A 24,633-nucleotide genomic window follows, 5' to 3' on the forward strand; every position below is an offset into this window, starting at 1 on the left:
CCCCCCCCCCCCCCCCCCCCCCCCCCCCCCCCCCCCCCCCCCCCCCGCCCGCGCCCCCCCCCCCCCCCCCCCCCCCCCCCCCCCCCCACAACTGAATCGGCCTGTCGTGAACGCCACGGGGCTGATTTGTCGGCGCCTCCTAGACTGGCCCGCATGACCAAGGTGCTTTCCGCTGTTGCCTGGCCGTATGCCAACGGCCCCCGTCACATCGGGCACGTCGCCGGTTTCGGTGTGCCCTCCGATGTCTACAGCCGCTACATGCGGATGGCCGGCCACGACGTCCTCATGGTGTCGGGTACGGACGAGCACGGCACCCCGATCGTCATCATGGCGGAGAAGGCGGGCAAGACCCCGCAGGAGTTCGCGGACGAGAACGCGAGCATCATCGTCGACGACCTCGTCGGCCTCGGCCTGTCGTACGACCTGTTCACCCGCACGACGACGGCCAACCATTACGACGTCGTGCAGAAGCTGTTCCTCGCCCTGTACGAGAACGGCTACATGGTCGAGCAGACGACGAGCGGCGCCATCAGCCCGTCGACCGGCCGCACGCTGCCCGACCGCTACATCGAGGGCACCTGCCCGATCTGCAAGTACCCCGAGGCGCGCGGCGATCAGTGCGACAACTGCGGTAACCAGCTCGACCCCACCGATCTCATCGACCCGAAGTCGAAGATCAACGGCGAGACGCCGGAGTTCATCGAGACGCAACACTTCTTCCTCGACCTTCCGGCCCTCGCCGACGCCCTCGCGGCGTGGCTCGACGGCCGTGAGGCGGCGGGCTCGTGGCGCCCGAACGTCATCAAGTTCAGCCAGAACATCCTCAAGGAGATCCGTCCGCGCGCCATGACGCGCGACATCGACTGGGGCATCCCGGTGCCGCTCGACGGCTGGCGCGACCTGCCGACGAAGCGCCTCTACGTGTGGTTCGACGCCGTCGTCGGCTACCTGTCGGCGTCCATCGAGTGGGCGCGCCGCCTCGGCGAGCCCGACAAGTGGCGCGAGTGGTGGAACGCCGACGTGGCGCGCCAGCTCGTCGACCAGACCGCGGCCGCGAGCGAAGCGAGCACCGGTGACGCGACGAGCGCAGCGAGGAGCGGCGCCCAGAAGACATCAGAAGTACTTCGCGATGATCGCGACGAAGGAGCGATCATCTCGAAGTACTTCATGGGGAAGGACAACATCACCTTCCACAGTCAGATCTGGCCCGCGGAGCTTCTCGGTGCGAACGGTGAGGGCTCGAAGGGCGGTTCGGTGAGCGAGTTCGGTCGCCTGGAGTTGCCCAGCGAGGTCGTGAGTTCCGAGTTCATGACGATGGAGGGCAAGCAGTTCTCCACGAGCCGCGGGCACGTCATCTACGTCAAGGACGTCGTGGAGCGTTACGGCCCGGATCCGCTGCGCTACTTCATCTGTGCGGCCGGGCCGGAGGCGCAGGACGCCGACTTCACGTGGGCAGAGTTCGTGCAGCGCAACAACTCCGAGCTCGTCGCGGGCTGGGGCAACCTCGTCAACCGCACGGCGAACATGATCCACAAGAACTTCGGTGAGATCCCGTCCCCGGGCGAGCTCGAGGACGTCGATCGCGCCGTGCTCGAGCAGGTGCGCGGCGGCTTCGCCACCGTCGGATCGCTCATCGAGCGCAACCGACTCAAGGCGGCGCTCACGGAGACGATGCGCCTCGTCGGTGAGGCCAACCGCTACGTCACCGTGACGGAGCCGTTCAAGCTCAAGGGCGACGATCAGCGCGAACGTCTCGCGACGGTGCTGCACACGCTGGCTCAGTGTGTCGTCGACCTCAACACGATGATGGCGCCGTTCGTGCCGTTCTCGGCCAACCTCGTGCACGAGGTCATGGGCGGCGAGGGCGAGTTCATGCCGATGCCGGTGGCGAAGGAGGTCACCGACCTCGACGACGGCCGCCCGTACCGCATCATCACGGGCGAGTACTCGAACACGCCGTGCTGGCAGCCGCGCGACATCACGCCGGGCACGCCGGTCGCCAAGCCGAAGCCCGCGTTCAAGAAGTTCGACCCGTCGGTCGTCGACGAGGAACTCGAGCGGATGAACGCCTCGGCCTGAGCCGAGGGCGAACACCCCGCGAGGAGGGGCGATGAACGACGAGAACCGCACGTACCGCGACAAGCCGGAGGCGCCTCAACCGTTGCCGCTGGCCGTCGTCGACAACCACACGCACCTCGACATCAGCCGTGACGGGGCGCCGACGCCCGACGTTCGCCGCACGATCGACGAAGCGGTGGCGGTCGGCGTCGACCGCATGGTGCAGGTCGGGTGCGATCTCGACGGAGCGCGCTTCACCGAACGCGTCATCGACGAGCACCCCGAGCTTCTCGGCGCGGTCGCGCTGCACCCCAACGAGGTGCCGAAGCTCGCCGAGGCGAGCGAGTTGGACGCGGCGTACCTCGAGATCGAGCGCATCGCCCAGCACTCCCGGGTGCGCGCGGTGGGGGAGACGGGCCTCGACTACTTCCGCACCGGCCCCGACGGCATCGCCGTGCAGCAGAGCGGTTTCCGCTGGCACATCGCCCTCGCGAAGAAGCTCGGCAAGGCACTGCAGATCCACGACCGTGACGCGCACGACGACGTCATGCGCATCCTCGCCGAGGACGGCGCGCCGGACGTCACGGTGCTGCACTGCTTCAGCGGTGACGTCGAGATGGCGCGCGAGTGCGTCGAGCGCGGGTACTACGTCTCGGTGGCGGGCGTCGTCACGTTCAAGAACGCGCGTGATCTGCGCGACGCCCTGGCCCAGGTGCCGCTCGAGAACCTGCTCGTCGAGACGGACGCTCCGTATCTGACGCCGTCGCCGCACCGCGGCGCGACGAACGCCCCCGCGCTCGTGCCCCTCACGGTGCGCGCCCTGGCCGAGGTCAAGAACGTCGACGTCTCGACGCTCTGCGCGGCCCTGAGCGAGAACTCGGAGCGCGTCTACGGACCGTGGTGAACGCCTCGTACCCCGGCAGGTCCGAGTCGCTCGAGGCACCGATAGGAGCCGATGATGTGACGAACGCCACACGCACGGCTTTTCGCCTGCGATAGCGCGTGTTTCAGGGTAGCCCCGCCTGCCTCGCGTTACATTTTCGTTACCTTGGTTTGATCCGTGCCCGTGCTTTCGGCAAGGTGTATCTGGTTCGCCCGAGTCTGGATCACCGGACGCGCCGCCCCTCGAAGGGGGCTTCGGCCACGTTCTCATCAGGAACGTCAGCCTTCCCGCTGTTACCGCAGCGTGCGCGTGCCCCCAGTGCCGGGACCTACGACATCGGAGCATGATGACCAACCTCACCAGCCGCACCACGTCCCGCTCGCTCGCCGCCGTCGCTGCTGTTGCGGCCGCCTCGACGCTCGCTGCCTGCGGCACGTCCGACTCGAACACGGCGTCCGACGTTCCCACGATCAGCTCGAGCTCGTCGAGCTCCTCCTCCTCCTCCACGCCGTCCCCGAGCACGTCCTCGGCGAAGCCGTCGGAGAGCGCCACGTCCAAGCAGACGCAGGCCACCAAGAACGACTCGAAGCGCGCTTCGCGCTCGCAGGCCCGCCAGGCCGCCCCGGCTCTCACGTACGTGAACTGGACCCAGGTCGAGGCCGTCCCGAACAAGACGGTTTACGTCTACAGCAAGGACATGCCCAAGGGCACGTCCAAGGTGACGCAGGCCGGCCGCGACGGCGCCGCCACCGTCACGTACCGCTCCGCCAAGAAGGGCGAGCGTGTCGTCTCCTCGAAGTCGATCGACTCCAAGGTGACCAAGAGCGCCGTGCGCCGCGTCATCACGATCGGCACGGGTCAGGCCCAGACCGCCCAGCCGCAGGCTCAGAAGCAGGTCTCGCGCTCGCAGGCCCGTCAGGCTGTGACGCAGCAGTCCGCACCGAAGAAGCAGCAGTCCGCACCGAAGAAGCAGCAGTCCGCGGCTCCCGGCGGCAGCTCGCGCTCCGGCTACTGGAACCGCATCGCCTCGTGCGAATCGGGCAACAACTGGAGCATCAACACCGGTAACGGCTTCTACGGTGGTCTGCAGTTCACGCAGCAGACGTGGGCCGGCTTCGGCGGTACGGCGTACGCGCCGCGCGCCGACCTCGCCACCCCGGCGCAGCAGATGGCGATCGCCGACAAGGTCCTCGCCGTGCAGGGCCCGGGCGCTTGGCCGGTCTGCCACAAGCGCTGACCAACAGGTCGTTCGTGACGAAGCGGTCGTCTCCTTCGGGAGGCGGCCGCTTCTCGCATGCCCGATAGGGTGGGCGCATGGTTGACGACGCCGCGCAGGCTGCACGTACCGAGCCCGGCGAGACGCGGGGGTTGCTGTCGGCCGCTGACATTCGGGCGCTCGCCGAGCGTCTCGGGGTTCGCCCGACGAAGACGTGGGGGCAGAACTTCGTCATCGACCCGAACACGGTGCGCAAGATCGTGCGCCTCGCCGGGGTGGGGCCGGGCGACCACGTCGTCGAGGTCGGCCCGGGGCTCGGGTCCTTGACGCTCGCGTTGCTGCCGCAGGTCGCCGGCGTCACGGCCATCGAGGTGGATCCGAACCTCGCGGCGCAGCTACCCGCCACCGTCGAGACGATCGCGCCGGCCGATGCCGACAAGCTCACCCTCGTCCAGGCCGACGCGCTCACGGTCACGTCGTTGCCCCACGAGCCGACGGCGCTCGTCGCGAACCTGCCGTACAACGTGTCGGTGCCGGTGGTTCTCAACTTCCTCGAGTTCTTCGCCTCCCTCGAGCGCGTGCTCGTCATGGTGCAGCTGGAGGTGGCGCAGCGCCTCGCGGCCGAGCCAGGCAGCAAGGTCTACGGTGTCCCGAGCGTCAAGGCGGCTTGGTACGCCGACGTTCGCCTCGCCGACCGTGTCGGACGCAACGTCTTCTGGCCCGCTCCCAACGTCGACTCCGGTCTCGTCGCGATGGCGCGCCGCGATCCGCCGACGACGAGCGCGTCGCGCGAGAGCGTCTTCGCCTGCATCGACGCGGCATTCGCGCAGCGTCGCAAGACGCTGCGGGCGGCGCTGGCGGGGTGGGCCGGCGGTGCCGACAAGGCCGAGGCAGCGCTCGTCGCGGCCGGCATCGACCCGCGTACCCGCGGTGAACGCCTCGGCATCGAGGAGTTCGCGGCCATCGCCGCAGCGCGAGAGGCCATGGGCGACACGCCGCGTGCATAGGGTGGGGGCATGACCGCTGAGATCGCACGTGCCACCCGGGTCGTCGTTCGGGTTCCCGCCAAGGTGAATCTCGAGCTGCGGGTCGGTCCGTTGCGCGACGACGGTTTCCACGACCTCGCCACCACGTTCCACGCCGTCGACATCTTCGACGAGGTGACGGTGACGCCGGACGCCGAGTTCTCCGTCAGCGTCACGGGCGTGGGTGAGGACAAGGTGCCCACCGACGAGACCAACCTCGCCTACCGCGCGGCGGCGCTGCTCGCCGAGCGCTTCGACGTCGAGGAGCGGTGCGCGATCCGTATCGTCAAGGCCATCCCGGTGGCGGGCGGCATGGCCGGCGGTTCGGCCGACGCGGCCGCCACCCTCGTCGCGTGCGACACCCTGTGGGGGCTCGACCTGCGCCGACACGAGCTCGAGGAGATCGCCGCCGAGCTCGGATCCGACGTGCCGTTCGCCCTCACCGGGGGCACCGCGCTCGGTACGGGCCGCGGCGAGCAGATCGTCCCGGTGCTCGCCACCGGTACCTTCGAGTGGCTGTTCGCGCTCACGCACGAGGGGCTCTCGACCCCGTCCGTGTACGCCGAGTGCGACCGGCTGCGCGAGGGTGAGGACGTGCCCGAGCCGCAGCCGTCCGACGGTTTGCTCGCGAGCCTGCGTTCGGGTGACGTGCACGGCGTCGCGCTCGCCATGCACAACGACCTCGAGTCGGCCGCCCTGTCGCTCATGCCGTCACTGCGCCCGCTCATGGAGATGGGCCTCGAGATGGGGGCGCTGTGCGCGCTCGTGTCCGGTTCGGGCCCCACGGTCGCGTTCCTGCTCAAGGATCGGCAGGACGCCGTCGCCCTGCGGCGCGTGCTGGAAGCCGGTGGCCTGGCGGACGACTTCGTCCACGCCAGTTCGACGCCCCACGGCGCCCAGGTGCTCGTCGTCGACTGACGCAGGCCCTCAGGTTTGGGCGGCCCGCCGCGGTGGGGGAGAATCGCGGCCATGGTCAACCTCGTCTCCGCTGAGAAGATCTCACTCGCCCTCGGCACCCAGCAGTTGCTCGACGACGTGTCGCTGGGCATCTCCGGCGGCGACCGCATCGGCATCGTGGGCCGCAACGGTGGGGGCAAGTCGACGCTGCTCAAGGTGCTCGCGGGCGTGCACGCCGTCGACGGCGGCCGCCTCACCCGCACGAACGGCCTGACGCTCGGCATGCTGACGCAGACCGACACGATTCCACCGGAATCGACCGTCCTCGACGCCGTCGTGGGCGACCGCGCGGAGCACGAGTGGGCCGGTGACGCGCGCATCCGCGACGTCATCAACGGGCTCATCCCGGGCATGGAGCTCTCCGACGTCGTCGGCCCGAAGTCGGGTGGTGAGCGCCGCCGCATCGCGCTCGCGCGCCTCCTCGTCGACGACCCCGACCTCCTTCTGCTCGACGAGCCCACCAACCACCTCGACGTCGAGGGCGTCCAGTGGCTCGCCACGTTCCTGTCGACGCGCCGCAACCGGCCCGGTACGGCGCTCGTCACGATCACCCACGACCGGTGGTTCCTCGACGCGACGAGCACGAACACGTGGGAAGTCATCGACGGCCGCGTCGAGCAGTACGAGGGCGGGTACGCAGCCTTCGTCCTGGCGAAGGCCGAGCGAGCGCGCATCGCCGCCGTCACGGAGGAGCGTCGGCAGAACCTCCTGCGCAAGGAGCTCGCCTGGCTGCAGCGCGGGGCGCCGGCGCGCACGAGCAAGCCGAAGTTCCGCATCGACGCCGCGAACGAGCTCATCAAGAACGAGCCGGACCCGCGCAACGACGTCGAACTCGTGCGCTTCGCGACGACGCGCCTGGGCAAGGACGTCGTCGACCTCATCGACGCGTCGATCACCGTCGGCGGGCGGGAGCTGCTCGCCAAGCAGACGTGGCGCCTCGCTCCGGGTGAGCGCACGGGCATCGTCGGGGTGAACGGTGCGGGCAAGTCGACGCTGCTGCGCGCGATCGCCGGGCAGCAGGAGCTGTCGGCGGGCAAGCGCAAGGAGGGCAAGACCGTCAAAATCGCGTACCTGACGCAGGAGGTGCGCGAACTCGACACGGTGGAGGGCTGGCGCGTCATCGAGGCCATCACCGACGTCGCGAGCTACATCGTGCTCGACGGCAAGGAGACCTCCGCCTCGCAGCTGGCGAAGCGGCTCGGGTTTTCGGGCGGGCGTCAGCAGTCGCGCGTCTCCGAGCTGTCGGGTGGTGAGCGTCGGCGTCTGCAGTTTCTGCGCCTGCTCATGGCCGAGCCGAACGTCCTGCTGCTCGACGAGCCGACGAACGATCTCGACATCGAGACGCTGACGTCGATGGAGGACGTGCTCGACGGCTGGGCGGGCACCCTGCTCGTCGTCTCGCACGACCGGTACCTCCTCGAGCGCATGTGTGACCGTCAGGTCGCGCTGCTCGGCGACGGCAAGATTCTTGACCTCGTCGGTGGCGTCGAGCAGTACCTCGAACTGCGCAAGCACCACCTCGAGGCGCAGGCGGCGTTCGAGCGTCAGGGCGCCGCGGCCAAGGGCGTCGACGCAACATCGCTCGCTGAGGGCGACGCCGCTCCGGCGCGCCAGGTCTCGGCCGCCGAAGAGCGCGAGGCGCGCAAGACGGTGGCGCGCATCGAGCGTCAGCTCGCGAAGGTGGCCGACCGCGAGGCGAAGCTGCACGACGAACTCGCCGCCGCGGCGAGCGACTACGGCAGGGCCGCCGAGATCAACGTGAAGTTGCAGGCCGTGCTCGACGAGAAGGAGGGCCTCGAGCTCGAGTGGCTCGAGGCGGCCGAACTCCTCAGCTGACGACGGCGCACGAAGACGACGCCCGGTCGGACCCCACGGTCCGACCGGGCGTTCGCGTATCTGGCCACACTAGTTTTGAACACGTTCAAAAAGGCGTAGTGTTCCTCCCATGACGACGAAGTCGGAAGCCACACGGGAGGTGCTCGTCGAAACAGCGCTGCGCCTGTTCCGTGAACGGGGTTACGAGAAGACGACAATGCGCCTCATCGCCACCGAGGCGGGTGTCTCGCAGGGCAACGCGTACTACTACTTCGACGGCAAGGACGCCTTCGTCCAGGAGTTGTACCGGCGCATCCAGGTCGAGCACCGCCGCCTCGCGGAGCCGCGCCTGCGCGAGGGGGCGCCGCTGGCGCAGAACCTGCGGGTGCTGTGGGAGGCGGGCATCGAGGTCAACGCGCCGTACTACGACTTCGGTTCGACGATGCTGCACGTCGCGTTGCGTCCGGGCGCCGGCGTCAGTCCGTTCTCGGCCGAGTCCGCGTCGCCGCGTGACGAGGCCATCGCCCTCGTGCGCCACGTGCTCGCCATCTCCTCGGAGGTGCCGAGGGGGCGGCTCGGCGAGCAGTTGCCGGTGCTGCTGTGGACGGCGTACCTCGGCGTGGTGCTCCATTGGGCCGTCGACGACTCGCCCGGTCTGCAGCGGACGCAGACCCTCGTCGAGGGCGCGCCGCCCATCGTGGGCAAGCTGCTGTCACTCGCGCGCTTGCCCTTCGCCCGTGGCGTGACGGGCGACCTCACCGATCTCATCGCCCGGCTGTCGAAGGAGCAGAAATGAACTCAGGCGTGATTGTCATGGCGGGGGCCTCGGGCTTCATGGGCCGACGGCTGCAGGAGGCGTTCCGGCATGACGGGTTCGAGGTCCGGACGGTCGGGCGCGGCGCGCAGAACGACGCGCAGTGGGACGACGACCTCGCGCCCGTGCTCGACGGCGCCGACGCGCTGCTCAACCTGGCCGGTCGCTCCGTCAGCTGCCGGTACACGAAGAAGACGGCCGACGAGATCTTCTCCTCGCGCACGGAGACGACGCGCAGCCTCGGTGAGGCGCTGGCGCGTTGCCCGAACCCGCCGAGCGTCTGGCTGAACGCCAGCACGGGCACGATCTACCGCGACGCCCGTGACCGGCCGCAGGACGAGGTCGACGGCGAGCTCGGCACGGGATTCTCGGTGTCGGTGGCCCGCGCCTGGGAGCGTGAACTCTTTGACGCCCCGACGTCCGTGCGCAAGGTGGCGCTGCGAACGTCGATCGTGCTCGGCGCGGACGGCGGTGCCCTCAGCCCGCTCATCAACCTCGCGCGGCTCGGGTTCAGCGGTCCGCAGGGTGACGGCGACCAGGTGTTCAGCTGGATCCATCTCGACGACGTGTATGGCGCGGTACGGCACATCATGGCCGACGACCGGATCGCCGGGCCGGTGAATCTGGCCTCGCCGCATCCGGTGAGGAACCGGACGCTGACGGCGGCCGTGCGTCGTCACTTCGCCGGTCGACTTCCCGATCGTGGAGTGCCGCTGCCGCGGTGGTCGCTCGAGTTCGGCGGGCGCGTCATCCGCACGGAGCCCGAACTCGTGCTCAAGAGCCGGTGGGTGGAGCCCGGCGTTCTCACCGCGACGGGGTACGAGTTCGCGTTCCCAGGCCTTGATGAGGCGCTCGCCGACATCGCGAAGGAAACGCCAAGGGGGCTGTTGCGGGTGCAGCTCGGGTGAAGTCTTCGCGTCAGCGGGCGTCGAGCTGGGCGATGAGCCGCTTGCCGGCCGTCGCGCGGTGGGAGGAATCGATCAGCTCGTGCACCTCGCTCCAGTCGACCGGGCCGCCGAGGCGACCGCTGAGGTCGTAGGCCAGCCAGCCGCGGGTGCCGAGGTAGGCGGGGACGAGGAAGCGGCCGTCGGCGAGGAGGGCGTCGCGCTCGTCGGGGCTGGGCAGGAACGTGATGGCCTGCGCGAGGGCGTCGTCAGGGACGCCGCGGGCGCGGTCGTCGCGGTGGACGTGGCCGGCCCACCAGCAGAACGTCTTCGTCGTGTAGAAAACGGGCGATCCGTGGGAGGTCTTCTCCTGGGCGCCGGGGAACGAGAGGCAGATGTCGCGGACGCGGGCGAGGAGGTGCGCGGAGTCGGCGGTCATCGTCAGGTCTCGACGGCGGCGAGAAGGGCGCGCAGGGAGTCGGCGAGGTCGGCGCGGCCCCGTTCGTCCATGCCGGACAGGAGGCGCCGCTCGTGGGCGAGTAGGGCGTCGAAGGCGGCGTCGACGACGGTGAGGCCGTCGGGTGTGAGGCGCACGAGCACGCCGCGGCGGTCGCTGGGGGAGGGCTCGCGGGCGACGTAGCCGCGCTTCTCGAGGCGGTCGACGCGGTTCGTCATCGTGCCCGAGGTGACGAGGGTCTGCTGGACGAGGGCGCCGGGGGAGAGCTGGAAGGGCTCACCGGCGCGGCGCAGCGCGGACATGACGTCGAACTCCCAGCCTTCGAGCTTGTGCTCGGTGAAGACCGAGGAGCGGGCCTGGTCGAGGCGACGTGCGATGCGGCTGATGCGCGAGAGGACGTCGAGCGGGGTGACATCGAGATCGGGGCGCACCGTGTTCCAGGCTGTGACGATCGCGTCGACCTCGTCGCCGCGCGTCTCGGGCTGGGGTTCGCGGTGGCCTGTCATGCGTGCAGTCTACCGACGCATCAAGAAACTTGACGTCGAGAGACTTTGGCCCGGTGCCGGCCGAGCTCGCGCCGGTTCAGGCGTCGGCCGGCGGGACGCCGTCCGCAGCGTCGTCGAGACGCGTGACGAGCGACGAGTTGCCGCGCGGCGGTGCAGTGGCGTCGATGGCCGTGGTCTCGAGGCGCGGGGAGGCTTCGAGGCCGGTGAGGCCGTTCCAGCCGAGGTTGACCATGTGCGCGGCGATTTCTTCGGCGGTGAACTCGTGGCCGTGTTCGAGCCACCAGTCGCCGGTGAGGGCGACCATGCCGACGAACATCTGCGCGTAGATGGGGGCGAAGCGCTCGTCGATCTCGCGGCGGCGCATGACGCGCGCGAGGTAGGTCTCGATCTGCGTGGCGAGGTCGGACATGAGGCTCGACAGGGGGCCGGTGGAGTGCCAGGACGGGGCGTCGCGAATGAGCACGCGGAAGCCGTCGGGGCGCGTGCTGATGTAGTGCAGTTCGGCGACGGTGGCGCGTTCGAAGAACTCACGCGGACTCATGTCCTCGGTGATGGCGTCGGCGATGCTTTCGAGCAGGGCGCGGGTCTCGCGGTCGACGACGACGGCGTAGAGGCCTTCCTTGCCGCCGAAGTGCTCGTAGACGACGGGCTTCGTGACGCCGGCCGCGGCCGCGATCTCCTCGACGGTGGCGTCGGCGACGCCGCGCTCGGCGAAGACGCGTCGCCCGACGCCGATGAGTTGCTCCCGACGCTCGGTGCCGGTCATGCGGATCTTCGGCCGTGACGTCGTCATTCCCTCATTGTGCCCTGCTCGCAGGCGAGTTCGGCGCTCGCGGGTCGGGCCGTGCGCCGATGTGCCGCAGGTGCGGGCGGTGAACTACTCTGGGGCGGTCCGTTCGCGGACGTTCCCCGGTTGCTCTGCTGGCAGGGGCCGCCTGACTTTGAATCAGGATTAGCGACGTTGGTTCGATTCCAACCCGGGGAGCCCGGGGTTGTTTGTGCAACACCCTGCATCGAGTTTGTGAAACTCGGTGCTCGGCGTTCCGAGAGCCCATTTGATCCGAATCTGCGCCCGATCGGCCTCGCTGACGCCCGGATCAGTACCTTGCGAAGCGTTCGGGCCGGCCCCGAGCATGCGAAATGCCCCGCTCTGGTGTGAGCGGGGCATGGCCGGGGGCGCGAGGTGTCTCGCGCTGTTGGTTACTGCTGTGTGGTTGTCCTGCTGATGGTCGGCGGTTGCATCGAGGCCGGTAGGGCTGTGTGGTCGCCGCGCTTGGCAGGTGGCGCGTTCGTCGTGCGTGGTTTGGAGCGCCGCTTGTAGCGGGCGGTGTCCTTACGCCGTGAGGGTTCGGCGACCGGCACTTCGGGGATGTCGGTGTCGGCCAGGCCGAAGCCGTAGCGGCTGCGGATGATGCGCATGTTGATGATGGCCAGGACGATACCGACTGCGATTGTCATCTTGGCTTGGCCCATGACGCGGATGGAGCCGCGGGTTTCCCTCGTTCTGGTGACGCATGTGCGACGCCCCTAGGGCTCGTGAGCTTCAGGTGGCGGGTCGTTGTCTCACACCCTTGTTCCAAGCCATTGACACAAATGGTTGCCGGGTCGCACACTCCTTGTATCAATCACTTGAAACAAGGAGTCCGGGATGCCCATTCTGTTCATCGGCGCGGTCATGCTCGTCGTCGGCATTGTGGTTGTCGCCCTTTCTGCGCGGCGCGGTGACGACTCGGGCACATCCATCGAACGAAGCGCAGGGCGGCATCTTCGCGCCACTCGCCTCGTCGCTCTAGTCTGCGGGGTCGCGGCCTTCGCCGGGAGCGTGACCTTCGGCGGTTCGCTGGGGCGTGGCCTTGTCGTCGCTCCCGCCCTCGCGGGCGCGGTGGCCACCGTCGTCATGGCGGTCGGCGAAATGAGCGCGCCGCGCGAAGGAGCGGTCGAGCGTTCGGCGTCCCTGGCACGCCGAAACCCGTCCGACTTCGTCTCGCGTGCGGCAGCCACAACAATGCTCGTCACGCTCGGTGCGCTGGTCGGACTGCTCGTGCTCGCCGGCCTCACCGCGTCGGCGGACGACATGGGCCGCGATGGCCGCGCCGTCGAATGGGCGACGGCCCTCGGGGGCGAAGGCCGCAGCCCATGGCCGGGGGCTTACTACGGGGTGCCGCTCGGAGTCAGCCTGCTCGTCCTGTGCGTCGGCCTGCTCGTAGGACTCCGCGCGGCCGCTGCGCGTCCGCAACTCAACGCCGATCACGCAGAAGCCGTCAGCGACAACGCTCTGCGTCACCGCAGTGCTCGCTCGCTCCAGTGCATTGCCCTCCTGGCGCTCGGTCCCAGCCTTGCCGGCGTCGCGCTCCTCGTGACGGGCGGCACCCGAACGACCCAGCCTGGTGCGCCGACCTGGGTCCCCGTGGCGCACTGGTGCGGCGTCGCAGGGCTCCTGATCGCGCTCGTCGCCTGCCTCGTGGGCGTGCGCACCCAGCTCGCTCGGGCGGCCACGCGATGACTGCACTGCGCGTCGACGCTGCCGACCCCACCCCGCCCTACGAACAGATCCGGCGGCAGCTGGCCCTCCTCATCGACACGGGCGAACTCGGGCAGGGCGAGAGGCTGCCGACAGTGCGACAACTCGCGGGCGATCTGCAGGTGGCCCCCGGCACGGTCTCGCGGGCGTTCAAGGAACTCGAGGCCGCGGGCTACGTCGAAACACGCCGCGCCGCAGGAACTCGAGTGAAGGCTCGACAACGTCCGAGTGACACGAGCGAACTCGACTCCCTCGCCGAAGGCTTCGTCGCTCGCGCGAGGACGCTGGGCGCCGACTCCGACGACGTGCGCGCTTCCCTCGAGAGGGCTCTGAGGAGAAGTTGATCGCCTGGCCGGCGTCCCGGTTGCGGCGATGCCGCGGCTGCTGCTGTCCGCCCGCGATATGGACGAGTAGCTGTCCGCGGGGGGAGTGCTGCCGGAGAATCGATTTCGGCGAGACATCACGGCCACCGTCACGCGTGGATCGGGCACCCAGCAGCCACGACCTAGGATCGGAAGTGCCGCACGAGCGGGCCCGACCGACCTCGATTTCCCCCGGAGAGTTCATGTCCCACGACCCGTCCGATCGTCCCAGCGCAGGCTGGCTCGCCGACGAGACCCCGCGCCTCGACAGCTCCGTCAAGGGCTCGGCGTTCGAGCCCACGAGCCCCCGGGCCACCGAGCCCGTTGTCGGCCCCGAGCGCACGGTCGACGGCTTTGCCAAGACGTTCCTCGACGAACTCAACTTCGAGGCCGGCGTCGCGCTCAAGCGCTCGACGACCACCGACCAGTACCTCGCGCTGGCCCGCACCATCCGCGGCTACCTCATGGCCGACTGGCTGCGCACCGCGGAGCGTCGTCGTCAGAACCCGACGAAGATGGTCGGCTACCTCTCGGCCGAGTACCTGCTGGGCCGCCAGATGGGTAACTCGCTGCTCGCCACCGACCTCGGAGACATCGCCGAGCAGGCCATGACCTCGCTCGGCCTCGACTTCAACCTCCTGCGTGCCCAGGAGATCGAGCCCGGCCTCGGCAACGGTGGTCTCGGCCGCCTCGCCGCCTGCTTCATCGACTCGCTCGCGTCGATGGACGTGCCGAGCATCGGCTACGGCATCCGCTACGAGTACGGCATCTTCCGTCAGACCTTCGAAGAGGGGCGCCAGGTCGAGGTGCCCGACGCGTGGCTCTCCCTCGGCGCCCCCTGGGAGTTCCCGCACCCCGACCGCGCCGTCCAGGTCAACTTCGGCGGCACCACCGAGCAGTACATCGACGGCGATGGCCGCACCCGCCGCCGCTGGCTGCCGGCCTGGAACGTGCAGGGCATCCCGTACCACTACATGGTTCCCGGCTACCAGAACGGCGTCGTCAATACACTGCGTCTGTGGAGCGCCCGCGCCACGCAGGAGTTCGACCTCAAGATCTTCAACTCCGGCGACTACGCCGAGGCCGTGCGCGCCCAGACCTTCGCCGAGAACATCTCGAAGGTGCTCTACCCGGAGGACTCGACGCCGCAGGGTCGCGAACTGCGCCTGCAGCAGCAGTACTTCTTCGTCGCGTGCTCGCTCAAGGACTTCATCGACCGCACGCTCGAGGAGGACTTCGACCTCGCGAGGCTCGACGAGCGCATCATCTTCCAGCTCAACGACACCCACCCCGTCATCGCCATTCCGGAGATGATGCGTCTGCTCATGGACGAGCACGACATGGAGTGGGCCGCAGCGTGGGAGGTCACGAGCAAGTGCTTCGCCTACACCTGCCACACCCTGCTGCCCGAGGCCCTCGAGGTGTGGCCCGTGGAGCTCATGACGCGCCTGCTGCCGCGTCACATGGAGATCATCTACCGCATCAACGAGGAGTTCCTCGACACCGTTCGCGAAGCCTTCCCCGGTGACGAACTGCGCGTTCGCCGCATGTCGGTCATCCAGGAGCACCCCGAGCGGGCCATCCGCATGGCCAACCTCGCGACGGTCGCCGGCGTCAAGGTCAACGGCGTCGCAGCGCTCCACTCGGAACTGCTGCGCGACAAGCTGCTTCCCGATTTCGCGGCCCTGTGGCCGAACAAGTTCACGAACGTGACGAACGGCGTGACGCCGCGCCGCTTCATTCGCCTTGCGAACCAGCAGCTGTCCACTCTCATCACCGACACGATCGGCCCCGGCTGGGAGACCGACCTCGAGCGTCTGCGCGAACTCGAGCCCTACGCCGACGACGCCGCGTTCACCGAGAGCTTCCGCCAGGTGAAGCAGGCCAACAAGGATCGCCTGCGCTCGATCCTGAGCCAGCGTGACGGCATCGAACTGCCCGAGCACGCGATGCTCGACGTCATGGTCAAGCGCCTGCACGAGTACAAGCGTCAGACGCTCAAGCTGCTGCACATCGTCTCGATGTACGACGACATCACGAGCGGGCGTGTGCGCCGCGAGGACGTCGTGCCGCGCACCTTCGTCTTCGGCGCCAAGGCGGCGCCGGGCTACGTCATGGCGAAGGAGATCATCTTCCTCATCAACTCGGTGGCGAAGACGATCGCGCAGGACCCGCGCGTCACCGACCTCATGGCCGTCGCGTTCCCCGCGAACTACAACGTGACGCTCGCGAACAAGCTCATCCCCGCCGCCGACCTCTCCGAGCAGATCTCCCTCGCCGGCAAGGAGGCCTCCGGCACGGGCAACATGAAGTTCGCCCTCAACGGCGCACTGACGATCGGCACCGACGACGGCGCGAACGTCGAGATCCGCGAACTCGTCGGCGACGAGAACTTCTTCCTCTTCGGCATGCTCGAGCCCGAGGTGGCGGCGCTCGCGGACCGCGGCTACACGCCGTCGTCCTTCTACGAGTCGAACCCGGCACTCAAGCGCGCCATCGACCTGCTCGCGAGCGGCCACTTCACCGGTGGCGACCGCTCGCTCGCGGCGCCGGTGGTCGATGATCTGCTCTACAAGGACAGGTTCATGGCGCTCGCCGATTTCCAGTCCTACCTCGACGCGCAGGCCCGCGTGGATGCCGCCTACCGCGACGTCGACGGCTGGACCCGCTCAGCGGTGCTCAACGTCGCGCGCTCCGGGTTCTTCTCCTCGGACCGCTCGATGCGCGACTACCTCGACCGCATCTGGATGCCGAAGAGCTGACGCACGAAACGCGGACGCCCGCGTCACCTGGCCGTTTCGGCCGGTGACGCGGGCGTGGCGCTGTCGGTGACGTTCCCGCTGCTCTCGATGGGTCGCGGCGTCAGGCAGCCTGCGGACGTGTCCGGGGTGCTCGGCGGCGTCATGTGGAAGCCGTAACCGACTCCCCACAGCACGGCTTCGGAGCGCGTCGTGACGCCCATCTTGCGGTAGGCGGTGCGGATGTAGCTCTTGAGGGTGTTGAGCGTGAGGTGCAGGTGCACGGCAATGATGTCGTTCGGCATGCCCTGGCAGATGAGCGCGACGACCTCGCTCTCACGCTCGGTGAGGCCCTGACGGCGCCCCGGCCACGTGCCGCGCTCGAGCTCGATGGAGAGCGAATCCGACACGACGTGCTCGCCGGAGTCGATGGCGCGCAGGGATCGCATGAGTTCCTCGCCGCCCAGCGCCTTGGACAGGACGCCCGTGACCCCCATGTCGAGCATCCGGTCGACGAACGACTGCGGAATGCTCTTGGTGAACACGGCGATGCGCTTGACGTTCTCGTCGGCGCTCAAGACGTTGAGGGTCGACCAGCCGCGGTCGGCCATGGCGAAACAGTCGTACAACGCAATGTCGACGCCCTGGCTGATCTCGGTCTGCGGCACGAGCTCGACCTCGTCCGCGTACGGCCTGAGGAGAGCGTCGAGACCTTGGACGACAATCTCGAAGTCGTTGATGAGCGCAACGCGCAGTTTCTTGTGCTGGGTTGACACCTGTTGTCCTTTAACCCGATTCGCCCGAGGGCCCGACGATGGTTCTCGCGGGAGTCTATCGACGCGCCGACCGCTCGGGCGCAGGACCAGGTAGAAGGTCGATTTCACGCTTGCCGCGCGAGGGTGATCCGGGCTGTCGGAACGAGTTCAGCCGGCAGGTGTCATCCGGCCCAGGAGACCGTTGAGCGCGCGCACGAAGCCGTCCGGGTCCGCCACCATCGACAGGTGCCCGGCGTTCGCGACGGTCGCCGACGGCGGGTGGCCGAGGTTGCGCTCGGCGCCCTCGCGTGAGCCGCCACCGGTGGCGTCCTCCTCGCCCCACAGGACGGCGCGCGGCACCCGAATCGCGCGGACCTGCTCGGGCGTGAGGTGGAGCATCGGTCGATCCGCCGTGTCGAACATCGCCTCCTCCGCGACGCGTTGCCGCAGCGGGCGGATCCACGCGTCGACGAGGGCATCGCCCTTCGCGCCCTGCAGGCCGTGGCAGACACTTCCGCACTGTGCGTCGAAGATGCGCCGAGGGAACCAGTTCCAGTGCGTGCCGAGGCGGTACAGCGACAGGGCGTACGGAGTGCGTGCGATGAACGACGCGACGGCCGGCGGTTCGCCCTCGCGTCCGTCGAACGGGAGGGCGTCACCGTCGGCGAAGACGATGCCGGAGATCCGATCGGGGTGCTCGAGGGCGACCGCCCCGACGACGGCGGCCCCGAGTGAGTGCCCGACGAGCGTCGGCTTGTCGAGCTGCAGCGCCTCGACGACGCCGAGGACGAGGTCGCTCTGGTCATCGAGCGAGTAGCGCCCCGAGTACTGCGAGTACCCCGAGCCCGCGAGGTCGACGGCGACGACGGGCCGGTCCTTCGCCAGCTGCGGTGCGACGAGAGACCACGACACGGTCGACTCGGCGAAACCGTGGACGAGAACGAGCGGAGTCTGCGTCGAAGCTGCGTCGCCCCAGCGTTCGTAATGGACGCTGATGGTTCGCCCGTCGCGCAGCTGAACGTCGACGTCGGCACCTGTCGGGGCGTCGAGGCGTTTCGGGGGAGTGGTGAGTGCGTTGAACGTCAGCGACAGCACCGTGACGACGAGAAACGTCGTGACCACGCCGCGCAGCACCCGGCGGCCGACGGAGCGCACACGCGTACGACGGACGGGTTGCTCGGCCGGTTCGGCCGACGAGGGAACAGACGCGTGGCTCATGCTCAGCCGAGCTCGCCGTTGCCGACGCTCGGCTCTGTCGTGCGCTTGGCCGCCGCGCCCATCCGCTCCTCAAAGCCACCCGATTCGACGAACGCCGTGATGCGCCTCGTGCCCATGGCCTGCAGAACGATGTTGGCGACAACGTAGGCGAACAGCGTCACGAGGACGATCCACGGCACCCAGTGGTCACCGAAGACCCAGACGACGGCCACGGGCACGTAGAACACGAGGGCCTGGGAGACACCGGCAATGGCCTGACCGATCGAGGGCTTGGCAGCTCGAGCCAGCCGACGCGCTGATGCAGGACGGCGGGCTTCGCGCCGGTGTCGTTCATTCCGCAAGTATGAAGGACGCCGAGTCCCCCTCTCGCGCTCCAACGAGCGCCGCCCGGATGCCGGAACGGCGCCGCACGACACGCTGGCGAAGACGCCCATGGCGCCTTGCGTCCAGGCCGGGACAAGCGTTCCCCGGGGCGAGGCGGTAAGTGGGGCGGTAGAGTCGCTGTGCTACTGCTGCCCGTTCGTGATCCGAGGCGGGCCGCAGCTTCCAGACATCACCGAATCGCAGGGGAGCTTCACACGTGAGCGCACCGCGTCCCGCAGCCGTCATCGTCCTCGCCGCCGGCGAGGGCACCCGCATGAAGTCAGACATCCCCAAGGTGCTGCACACGATCGGCGGACGTTCCCTCGTCGGGCACGCCGTCGCGGCCGCCCGGGGCACCGAGCCGTCGCACCTCGCCGTCGTCGTGCGCCATCAGCGTGAGCGGGTCGCGGCGCACATCGCAGAGATCGCTCCCGACGCGACGATCGCCGACCAGGACGAGGTCAAGGGCACCGGTCGCGCTGCGGAGTGCGCGCTCGAGATGCTGCCGAACGATCTCTCCGGCACCGTGCTCGTCACCTACGGCGACGTGCCGCTGCTCGCGACGCGGACCCTCACCGAGCTGACGACGGCGCACGAGCAGGGCGGCAACGCCGTCACCGTGCTCACCGCCGTCGTGCCGAACCCCACCGGCTACGGGCGCATCCTGCGTGACGCCGCGGGTTCCGTCGCGGGCATCATCGAGCACAAGGACGCGCTGAAGGCCCGCGAGGAGGGCACCGAGCACAAGGACGCCGTCGAGATCCGCGAGATCAACTCCGGCATCTACGCGTTCGACGCGGCGGTGCTGCGCGAGAGCCTCGCGAAGGTGACCACCGACAACGCCCAGGGCGAGAAGTACCTCACCGACGTCCTCGGGCTTGCCCGCGAGGCGGGCGGCCGCGTCGAGGCGCACACGATCGACGACCTCATGCAGACCGAGGGCGTCAACGACAAGGTGCAGCTCGCCGCCATGGGCCGCGAGCTCAACAAGCGCATCGTCGAGCAGGCCATGCGTGACGGCGCCATCGTCATCGATCCGGCGACGACGTTCGTCGACGTCGAGGTGACGATCGGGCGCGACACCGTCGTCCACCCGAACACGCAGCTGCGCGGCGCCACGACGATCGGCGCGAACTGCGAGATCGGCCCCGACACGACGCTGGTCGACACCGAGGTCGGTGACGGCGCGAGCGTCGTGCGCACCCAGGCCCAGCTCGCCAAGGTCGGCGACGAGGCGACGGTCGGTCCGTTCAGCTTCCTGCGTCCCGGCACTGAGCTCGGCGCCAAGGCCAAGATCGGTGGCTTCGTCGAGACGAAGAACGCCCAGATCGGCGACGGCGCCAAGGTGCCGCACCTCACCTACTGCGGCGACGCCGTCATCGGTGAGGGCGCGAACATCGGCGCGGGCACGATCTTCGCCAACTACGACGGCGTCAACAAGCATGTGACGCACGTCGGCGCCCACAGCTTCGTCGGCTCCGACTCGGTGCTCATCGCACCCGTCACCATTGCGCCCGGCGCGTACGTCGCCGCCGGTTCCGCCGTGGACGGCGACGTCGACTCCGGCCAGATCGCGGTCGCCCGCGGTCGGCAGCGCAACATCGACGGGTGGGTCGAACGCCGCCGCTCCGGCACGAAGACGCACGAGGCCGCCCAGAACAACACCCGGGCCACCACGAACGCCGACCCGTCAACTACTGTTGCTCCGGAATCCGCTGACGAAGGGACCTCGAAGTGAGCCTGTCCATGAAGCGCACGACCGAGAAGAACCTCATGGTCTTCTCCGGACGGGCCAACCCCGAACTCGCGCAGGCGGTGGCTGAGGGGCTCGGCACCCAGCTCGTGCCGACGCAGGCCTACGACTTCGCCAACTCGGAGACGTACGTGCGCTTCGACGAGTCGGTGCGCGGTTGCGACGCCTTCGTCATCCAGAGCCACACCGCTCCGGTGAACCAGTGGATCATGGAGCAGCTCATCATGGTCGACGCGCTCAAGCGCGCCTCGGCCAAGCGCATCACCGTCGTCGCGCCGTTCTACGGCTACGCACGTCAGGACAAGAAGTCGCGCGGCCGCGAGCCGATCTCGGCCCGCCTCGTCGCCGACATGTTCAAGACGGCCGGCGCCAACCGCCTCATGGCGGTCGACCTGCACACCGACCAGATCCAGGGCTTCTTCGACGGTCCCGTCGACCACCTGCAGGCCCTGCCGGTCATCACCGACTACGTCGCGAGCAAGTACGGCAACGAGAACCTCGCCGTCGTCTCGCCGGACGCCGGCCGCATCAAGGTCGCCGAGGCCTGGAGCAAGCGCCTCAACGGCGCACCGCTGGCCTTCATCCACAAGACGCGCGACGTGACGCGCCCCAACCAGTCGGTCGCCAACCGCGTCGTCGGCTCGGTCGAAGGCCGCACCTGCCTGCTCGTCGACGACATGATCGACTCGGGTGGCACCATCTGCCACGCGGCCGACGCGCTGATGAACGACGGCGCCGCGTCCGTCGTCATCGCCTCGACGCACGCGATCTTCTCCGACCCGGCCGTTCAGCGCCTGAACGACTCGGTGGCCCGCGAGGTCATCGTCACGGACACGCTGCCGATCACGCCGGAGAAGAAGTTCGACAAGCTGACGGTGCTGTCCATCGCGCCGCTGCTGTCGCAGGCCATCCGTGAGGTCTTCGAGGACGGCTCGGTCACGAGCATGTTCGACGAGGCGCAGTAAGCACCTCGCCCGACGACGGCCTCGAACCCCGCACGTGCGGCGGTTCGGGGCCGTTTCGCGTCCGTGGCGTCGCTCGTTTAGACTGGTCGACGTTGCCTCGGCGAGGGACGCTGCACGGGCGCGCGACGAAAGTCGCCGTTCGGATCCAGGGTCCGTGATCGACGCGGTGGTTCTCCGTTCGACGTCCGCTCTGAGTGAGCGTGTGACGAGTGGCGTACCCGCGCGAACTCGTGCCCGTACATCGCCCCGCGTCGAGGCCACCGCACCCGATACGTCGGTTCGCGCGCAAGCGCGAGCCCCTTCCGCTTGGAGGCCAGACATGGCACAGGAGAAGACCTACCTCGACGCCACCATCCGCACGGAGTTCGGCAAGGGCGCTGCCCGCCGCATCCGCCGTGAGGACAAGATCCCCGCCGTTCTCTACGGCCACGGTGAGAAGCCGGTTCACCTCGAGCTCGAGGGTCACGCCACGATGCTCGCCGTGAAGAACCCGAACAACCTGCTCACGATCCGCTACGACGGCAAGGAAGAGCTGGCGCTCGCCCGCGACGTCCAGCGCGAGATCCTGCGCCGCAACATCGAGCACGTCGACCTCGTCATCGTGAAGCGCGGCGAGAAGGTCGTCGTCGACGTCGCCGTCCACGTCGAGGGCGAGGCCGCTCCCGAGACCGTCGTCACGACGGAGAACGCGACGCTGTCCGTCGAGGCCCCGGCCACCGACATCCCCGAGTTCTTCACGGTTTCCGTCGAGGGCCTTGAGGCCGGCACGCAGATCCTCGCGAAGGACATCACGCTGCCCGAGGGCGTCACGCTCGACTCCGACGAGGAGCTGCTCGTCGTCAACATCACCGAGCAGATCTCCGCTGAGGCTCTCGAGGCCGAGCTCGCCGACGCCGAGGCCGAGGCCGGCATCGAGCACGACGAGTCCGACGAGGCCGAGGCCGCCGAAGGCGCTGAGGGCGAGTCCGCCGAGGGCGACGCAGCCGAGGGTGACGACTCCGAGCAGGAGTGATCCCCGGTCCGAACAGGACTTTCTGACGAGGCCCCTCGTCGCCGTCGCAGGCGGCGGGGGGCCTTCGTCGTCACCGCCCTGCGGCATACTGGTCGCTCGTGGAAAGGACGCCCATGGACCCCTGGCTCGTCGTCGGCCTCGGCAACCCCGGCCCGAAGTATGCAGGCAACCGCCACAACGTCGGCGCCATGGTGGTCGAACGCATGGCAGCTGACGCAGGCGTCACGCTGCGCGCCCACAAAGCACGGGCCGCCGCAGCCGAAATCCGCCTCGGCACCATGCCGGGCGGCATGCCCGGGCCCAAGGCCGTCATTGCGGTGCCGAGCAGCTACATGAACGAGTCGGGTGGACCCGTCAGCGCGCTCATGAAGTTCTTCAAGATCCCGCCGGAGCGTCTCGTCGTCCTGCACGACGAACTCGACATCGACTTCGGCGCGGTGCGCCTCAAACTCGGCGGCGGAGAGGGCGGCCACAACGGCCTGCGTTCCATCAGCAAGAGCATCGGCACGAAGGACTACCTGCGCGTGCGTCTCGGCATCGGTCGTCCGCCCGGGCGCATGGACGTGGCCGACTTCGTGCTCAAGGATTTCAACGCGAGCGAACGCAAGGAACTCGACTTTCTCGTTCCCGCAGGCGGCGACGCCATCGAAGCTCTCGTCCACCGTGGGCTCACCGACGCGCAGAACATCGTGCATGCCCACTGAACGCGTCACCGAGCACGTCAGCCGACGTCTCGCGCTGCACGCCTGGTCCGCGACGGCCGTCGTTGCCGTCGGGGGCCTGCTCTTCGTCCTCATTGCGCCCGGAGTGGGCGACATGTGGGCCGCCCTCGCACGCGCCCAGGCCGCTCGTGACGGTGTGACGCTCGGGTACTGGTTCAGCTGGTACTCCGGAGCGCATCCGCCCGGCGGCTACTCGGTCATCGTGCCGTGGCTGTCGGCGCTGCTCGGCGCGCACCTCGTCGTCGCGCTTGCGGCCCTCGCGATTCCGTGGGCCGTGGCCCTCACTGTGACCCAGGTTCGCCGACCGATCGTCGCCGTCTGGGTGGCCACGATCAGCGCCCTCCTCACCCTCGGTGCCGGCCGGACGACGTTCCTCGTCGGTGCGGTCATCGCCATCGGAGCCCTCGACGCCGCCATCCGCGATCGGCGCTGGCTCGCGTCGTTCCTCGTCGTCCTCAGCGGCCTGGCGTCGCCAGTGGCCGTGGCGTTCGTGCTCGTCGGTCTGGGCGCGGGATTCCTCGGCAAACGCCTGTCGATCGTGCCGATCCTCGCGGGGCTGGCCTTCCTCGGTGTTTCGTCGTGGCTGTGGGGCAGCAGCGGCCCCGAAGGCTACGGCTGGGCTCGCGCGCTCATCTCCCTCGCCCTGCTCGCGGTCTTCCTCTTCGCGAACCCGGCGCGTCCGGTCAAGGTCGCCATCGTCATCGCGACGTTCGCCATCGTCGTGTTCTCGGCCGTGCCCAACGCGATGGGGTCGAACCTCGCGCGGCTCGTGTTCGCCGTCCTGCCCGTAGCCGTGGCCGCGACGGCCCGGCGCAGCAACCGCTTCACCGCGCTCGCCGTCGTCCCGGCACTCGTCTGGTCCGCCTACTTCACCGCGCACGATCTGGCCGATTCGCGCGCTTCGGCGTCGTCGGTCACGGTGTACCAACCGCTCGCGGACGCCCTGAAGCGCCAGCCCGGTATCGAGACGAGCCGCGTCGAGGTGGTCGCCGACGGCACGCACACCTCGGCCTTCGTCCTCGCCAAGGACTTCTGGCTCGCTCGCGGCTACGAGACGCAGGCCGACCGCAGCCTCTCGGACGCTTTCGTCGACCGGGAGGCGAGCATCTCGCCGGAGCGCCTGAACGGCTGGTTGCGCGACTCGAGCGTCCGGTACGTCGCGCTCAACCGGCACCCGGTCAAGCGCACGGGGGAGTGGCGCACCGCCAACGCGCAGCCTGAGGGATGGCGCGAGGTCTGGTCGAACCGTGACTGGCGCCTGTTCGAGGTCTCGGGCACGAAACCGCTCATCGGTGACGGCGCCACGCTGCGCGGCAAGAGCGCCTCGCACCTCGTCCTCAACGTTCAGCCTGGGCGCGACGTCGTGGTACGCGTGCGCTGGTCGTCCTACTTGCACAGCCGCATCGTCGAGGAGAAGGGCCCGGGTGACGCGTCGGGTCACCCGGACGAGACGCCGCGCGTCATCCTCGAACCGTCGGGTGACGGATGGACGATGCTGCGCCTCGAAGGCTCCTCGGTTGCTCGTGACGTCGAACTGTTCGGCCGCCCCTGAGCGGGATGATTCCGCGCCGTTCCGGGGTTGTCGTAGAGCACACCTAGACTGAGGTCA

At 69.0% G+C, this 24,633-nt stretch carries 23 protein-coding genes and 1 tRNA gene; 17 read left to right on the forward strand and 7 right to left on the reverse strand.

Features of this window, described 5'->3' with window-relative positions; genetic code table 11:
- Positions 1-153 precede the first annotated feature (153 nt).
- The 8 genes from metG (at position 154) to K9D12_RS08265 (ending at position 9,676) form a co-directional block, all read left to right on the forward strand.
- Entirely contained in the window at positions 154-2,079 is a 1,926-nt protein-coding gene (gene metG / locus K9D12_RS08230; RefSeq protein WP_129665710.1) for a methionine--tRNA ligase, read from the forward strand.
- A gap of 31 nt (positions 2,080-2,110) precedes the next feature.
- Complete coding sequence (locus tag K9D12_RS08235) at positions 2,111-2,962, forward strand: TatD family hydrolase (protein WP_129665712.1); 852 nt, start codon at positions 2,111-2,113, stop codon at positions 2,960-2,962.
- A 325-nt stretch (positions 2,963-3,287) separates the two neighbouring features.
- On the forward strand, positions 3,288-4,178 hold the full coding sequence (locus K9D12_RS15150) for a resuscitation-promoting factor (protein WP_129665714.1): 891 nt from the start codon (positions 3,288-3,290) through the stop codon (positions 4,176-4,178).
- A gap of 77 nt (positions 4,179-4,255) precedes the next feature.
- Complete coding sequence (gene rsmA, locus K9D12_RS08245) at positions 4,256-5,164, forward strand: 16S rRNA (adenine(1518)-N(6)/adenine(1519)-N(6))-dimethyltransferase RsmA (protein ID WP_129665716.1); 909 nt, start codon at positions 4,256-4,258, stop codon at positions 5,162-5,164.
- 9 nt (positions 5,165-5,173) lie between these two features.
- Positions 5,174-6,100 carry a 4-(cytidine 5'-diphospho)-2-C-methyl-D-erythritol kinase gene (locus tag K9D12_RS08250; RefSeq protein ID WP_129665718.1) on the forward strand — a complete coding sequence of 309 codons (927 nt, stop codon included), beginning with the start codon at positions 5,174-5,176 and terminating at the stop codon, positions 6,098-6,100.
- A gap of 51 nt (positions 6,101-6,151) precedes the next feature.
- On the forward strand, positions 6,152-7,975 hold the full coding sequence (locus K9D12_RS08255) for an ABC-F family ATP-binding cassette domain-containing protein (protein WP_129665720.1): 1,824 nt from the start codon (positions 6,152-6,154) through the stop codon (positions 7,973-7,975).
- A 109-nt stretch (positions 7,976-8,084) separates the two neighbouring features.
- The gene (locus K9D12_RS08260) at positions 8,085-8,750 is read left to right on the forward strand and encodes a TetR/AcrR family transcriptional regulator (protein ID WP_129665722.1); all 666 of its coding nucleotides are present in this window, start codon (positions 8,085-8,087) and stop codon (positions 8,748-8,750) included.
- Positions 8,747-9,676 (forward strand): TIGR01777 family oxidoreductase, encoded by a 930-nt coding sequence (locus K9D12_RS08265; RefSeq protein ID WP_129665724.1) that lies wholly within the window; start codon positions 8,747-8,749, stop codon positions 9,674-9,676. The genes K9D12_RS08260 and K9D12_RS08265 overlap by 4 nt, the downstream gene beginning before the upstream one ends.
- 10 nt (positions 9,677-9,686) lie before the next feature.
- Here K9D12_RS08265 and K9D12_RS08270 read toward each other — a convergent pair whose 3' ends face one another.
- From K9D12_RS08270 to K9D12_RS08280, 3 genes are all read right to left on the reverse strand, one after another.
- Positions 9,687-10,091, reverse strand: a complete 405-nt coding sequence (locus tag K9D12_RS08270; RefSeq protein WP_129665726.1) for an MmcQ/YjbR family DNA-binding protein — start codon at positions 10,089-10,091, stop codon at positions 9,687-9,689.
- Positions 10,092-10,093: 2 nt separating this feature from the next.
- On the reverse strand, positions 10,094-10,615 hold the full coding sequence (locus tag K9D12_RS08275) for a MarR family winged helix-turn-helix transcriptional regulator (protein WP_047312254.1): 522 nt from the start codon (positions 10,613-10,615) through the stop codon (positions 10,094-10,096).
- A gap of 76 nt (positions 10,616-10,691) precedes the next feature.
- Positions 10,692-11,408, reverse strand: a complete 717-nt coding sequence (locus K9D12_RS08280; RefSeq protein WP_129665728.1) for a TetR/AcrR family transcriptional regulator — start codon at positions 11,406-11,408, stop codon at positions 10,692-10,694.
- Between the two features lie 113 nt (positions 11,409-11,521).
- Here K9D12_RS08280 and K9D12_RS08285 point away from each other — a divergent pair.
- A tRNA-Gln gene (locus tag K9D12_RS08285) sits at positions 11,522-11,600 on the forward strand.
- Between the two features lie 215 nt (positions 11,601-11,815).
- Here the strand turns inward: K9D12_RS08285 and K9D12_RS08290 are convergent.
- On the reverse strand, positions 11,816-12,073 hold the full coding sequence (locus tag K9D12_RS08290; RefSeq protein ID WP_129665730.1) for a hypothetical protein: 258 nt from the start codon (positions 12,071-12,073) through the stop codon (positions 11,816-11,818).
- Positions 12,074-12,263: 190 nt separating this feature from the next.
- Here K9D12_RS08290 and K9D12_RS08295 point away from each other — a divergent pair, with 190 nt between their 5' ends.
- The 3 genes from K9D12_RS08295 to K9D12_RS08305 all read left to right on the forward strand — a co-directional run bounded on the left by K9D12_RS08295 (position 12,264) and on the right by K9D12_RS08305 (position 16,260).
- Positions 12,264-13,118, forward strand: coding sequence for a hypothetical protein (locus tag K9D12_RS08295; protein WP_129665732.1), 855 nt, complete (start codon positions 12,264-12,266; stop codon positions 13,116-13,118).
- The gene (locus tag K9D12_RS08300; RefSeq protein WP_047312250.1) at positions 13,115-13,480 is read left to right on the forward strand and encodes a GntR family transcriptional regulator; all 366 of its coding nucleotides are present in this window, start codon (positions 13,115-13,117) and stop codon (positions 13,478-13,480) included. The genes K9D12_RS08295 and K9D12_RS08300 overlap by 4 nt, the downstream gene beginning before the upstream one ends.
- A gap of 221 nt (positions 13,481-13,701) precedes the next feature.
- Entirely contained in the window at positions 13,702-16,260 is a 2,559-nt protein-coding gene (locus K9D12_RS08305; protein WP_129665734.1) for a glycogen/starch/alpha-glucan phosphorylase, read from the forward strand.
- Between the two features lie 23 nt (positions 16,261-16,283).
- Here K9D12_RS08305 and K9D12_RS15280 read toward each other — a convergent pair whose 3' ends face one another.
- The 3 genes from K9D12_RS15280 to K9D12_RS08320 all read right to left on the reverse strand — a co-directional run bounded on the left by K9D12_RS15280 (position 16,284) and on the right by K9D12_RS08320 (position 18,550).
- Positions 16,284-17,012, reverse strand: a complete 729-nt coding sequence (locus tag K9D12_RS15280) for a response regulator transcription factor (protein WP_129665736.1) — start codon at positions 17,010-17,012, stop codon at positions 16,284-16,286.
- Between the two features lie 147 nt (positions 17,013-17,159).
- Positions 17,160-18,209: an alpha/beta fold hydrolase gene (locus K9D12_RS08315; protein WP_052947063.1), complete on the reverse strand. Its 1,050-nt coding sequence runs from the start codon at positions 18,207-18,209 to the stop codon at positions 17,160-17,162.
- Positions 18,210-18,211: 2 nt separating this feature from the next.
- Positions 18,212-18,550, reverse strand: a complete 339-nt coding sequence (locus K9D12_RS08320; protein WP_129665738.1) for a hypothetical protein — start codon at positions 18,548-18,550, stop codon at positions 18,212-18,214.
- A gap of 239 nt (positions 18,551-18,789) precedes the next feature.
- On the opposite strand from K9D12_RS08320, the gene glmU reads away from it, so the two are divergent.
- The 5 genes from glmU to K9D12_RS08345 all read left to right on the forward strand — a co-directional run bounded on the left by glmU (position 18,790) and on the right by K9D12_RS08345 (position 24,576).
- Positions 18,790-20,310, forward strand: coding sequence for a bifunctional UDP-N-acetylglucosamine diphosphorylase/glucosamine-1-phosphate N-acetyltransferase GlmU (gene glmU / locus K9D12_RS08325; protein ID WP_129665740.1), 1,521 nt, complete (start codon positions 18,790-18,792; stop codon positions 20,308-20,310).
- Between the two features lie 8 nt (positions 20,311-20,318).
- Entirely contained in the window at positions 20,319-21,290 is a 972-nt protein-coding gene (locus tag K9D12_RS08330; RefSeq protein ID WP_047312561.1) for a ribose-phosphate diphosphokinase, read from the forward strand.
- Positions 21,291-21,609: 319 nt separating this feature from the next.
- The gene (locus K9D12_RS08335; protein ID WP_129665742.1) at positions 21,610-22,302 is read left to right on the forward strand and encodes a 50S ribosomal protein L25/general stress protein Ctc; all 693 of its coding nucleotides are present in this window, start codon (positions 21,610-21,612) and stop codon (positions 22,300-22,302) included.
- Between the two features lie 113 nt (positions 22,303-22,415).
- Positions 22,416-23,006, forward strand: coding sequence for an aminoacyl-tRNA hydrolase (gene pth / locus K9D12_RS08340; protein WP_129665776.1), 591 nt, complete (start codon positions 22,416-22,418; stop codon positions 23,004-23,006).
- On the forward strand, positions 22,996-24,576 hold the full coding sequence (locus K9D12_RS08345) for a glycosyltransferase family 39 protein (RefSeq protein ID WP_223059930.1): 1,581 nt from the start codon (positions 22,996-22,998) through the stop codon (positions 24,574-24,576). The genes pth and K9D12_RS08345 overlap by 11 nt, the downstream gene beginning before the upstream one ends.
- Positions 24,577-24,633 lie beyond the last annotated feature (57 nt).

Source organism: Dermacoccus sp. Tok2021, assembly GCF_019895135.1.
GTDB lineage: Bacteria > Actinomycetota > Actinomycetes > Actinomycetales > Dermatophilaceae > Dermacoccus > Dermacoccus abyssi.

Bases quoted from the DNA above. Each gene is read 5' to 3' on its own strand.
- metG (WP_129665710.1), top strand. From the start codon at position 154: ATGACCAAGGTGCTTTCCGCTGTTGCCTGGCCGTATGCCAACGGCCCC.
- K9D12_RS08235 (WP_129665712.1), top strand. From the start codon at position 2,111: ATGAACGACGAGAACCGCACGTACCGCGACAAGCCGGAGGCGCCTCAA.
- K9D12_RS15150 (WP_129665714.1), top strand. From the start codon at position 3,288: ATGACCAACCTCACCAGCCGCACCACGTCCCGCTCGCTCGCCGCCGTC.
- rsmA (WP_129665716.1), top strand. From the start codon at position 4,256: ATGGTTGACGACGCCGCGCAGGCTGCACGTACCGAGCCCGGCGAGACG.
- K9D12_RS08250 (WP_129665718.1), top strand. From the start codon at position 5,174: ATGACCGCTGAGATCGCACGTGCCACCCGGGTCGTCGTTCGGGTTCCC.
- K9D12_RS08255 (WP_129665720.1), top strand. From the start codon at position 6,152: ATGGTCAACCTCGTCTCCGCTGAGAAGATCTCACTCGCCCTCGGCACC.
- K9D12_RS08260 (WP_129665722.1), top strand. From the start codon at position 8,085: ATGACGACGAAGTCGGAAGCCACACGGGAGGTGCTCGTCGAAACAGCG.
- K9D12_RS08265 (WP_129665724.1), top strand. From the start codon at position 8,747: ATGAACTCAGGCGTGATTGTCATGGCGGGGGCCTCGGGCTTCATGGGC.
- K9D12_RS08270 (WP_129665726.1), bottom strand. From the start codon at position 10,091: ATGACCGCCGACTCCGCGCACCTCCTCGCCCGCGTCCGCGACATCTGC.
- K9D12_RS08275 (WP_047312254.1), bottom strand. From the start codon at position 10,615: ATGACAGGCCACCGCGAACCCCAGCCCGAGACGCGCGGCGACGAGGTC.
- K9D12_RS08280 (WP_129665728.1), bottom strand. From the start codon at position 11,408: ATGACGACGTCACGGCCGAAGATCCGCATGACCGGCACCGAGCGTCGG.
- K9D12_RS08290 (WP_129665730.1), bottom strand. From the start codon at position 12,073: ATGACAATCGCAGTCGGTATCGTCCTGGCCATCATCAACATGCGCATC.
- K9D12_RS08295 (WP_129665732.1), top strand. From the start codon at position 12,264: ATGCCCATTCTGTTCATCGGCGCGGTCATGCTCGTCGTCGGCATTGTG.
- K9D12_RS08300 (WP_047312250.1), top strand. From the start codon at position 13,115: ATGACTGCACTGCGCGTCGACGCTGCCGACCCCACCCCGCCCTACGAA.
- K9D12_RS08305 (WP_129665734.1), top strand. From the start codon at position 13,702: ATGTCCCACGACCCGTCCGATCGTCCCAGCGCAGGCTGGCTCGCCGAC.
- K9D12_RS08315 (WP_052947063.1), bottom strand. From the start codon at position 18,209: ATGAGCCACGCGTCTGTTCCCTCGTCGGCCGAACCGGCCGAGCAACCC.
- K9D12_RS08330 (WP_047312561.1), top strand. From the start codon at position 20,319: ATGAAGCGCACGACCGAGAAGAACCTCATGGTCTTCTCCGGACGGGCC.
- K9D12_RS08335 (WP_129665742.1), top strand. From the start codon at position 21,610: ATGGCACAGGAGAAGACCTACCTCGACGCCACCATCCGCACGGAGTTC.
- pth (WP_129665776.1), top strand. From the start codon at position 22,416: ATGGACCCCTGGCTCGTCGTCGGCCTCGGCAACCCCGGCCCGAAGTAT.
- K9D12_RS08345 (WP_223059930.1), top strand. From the start codon at position 22,996: ATGCCCACTGAACGCGTCACCGAGCACGTCAGCCGACGTCTCGCGCTG.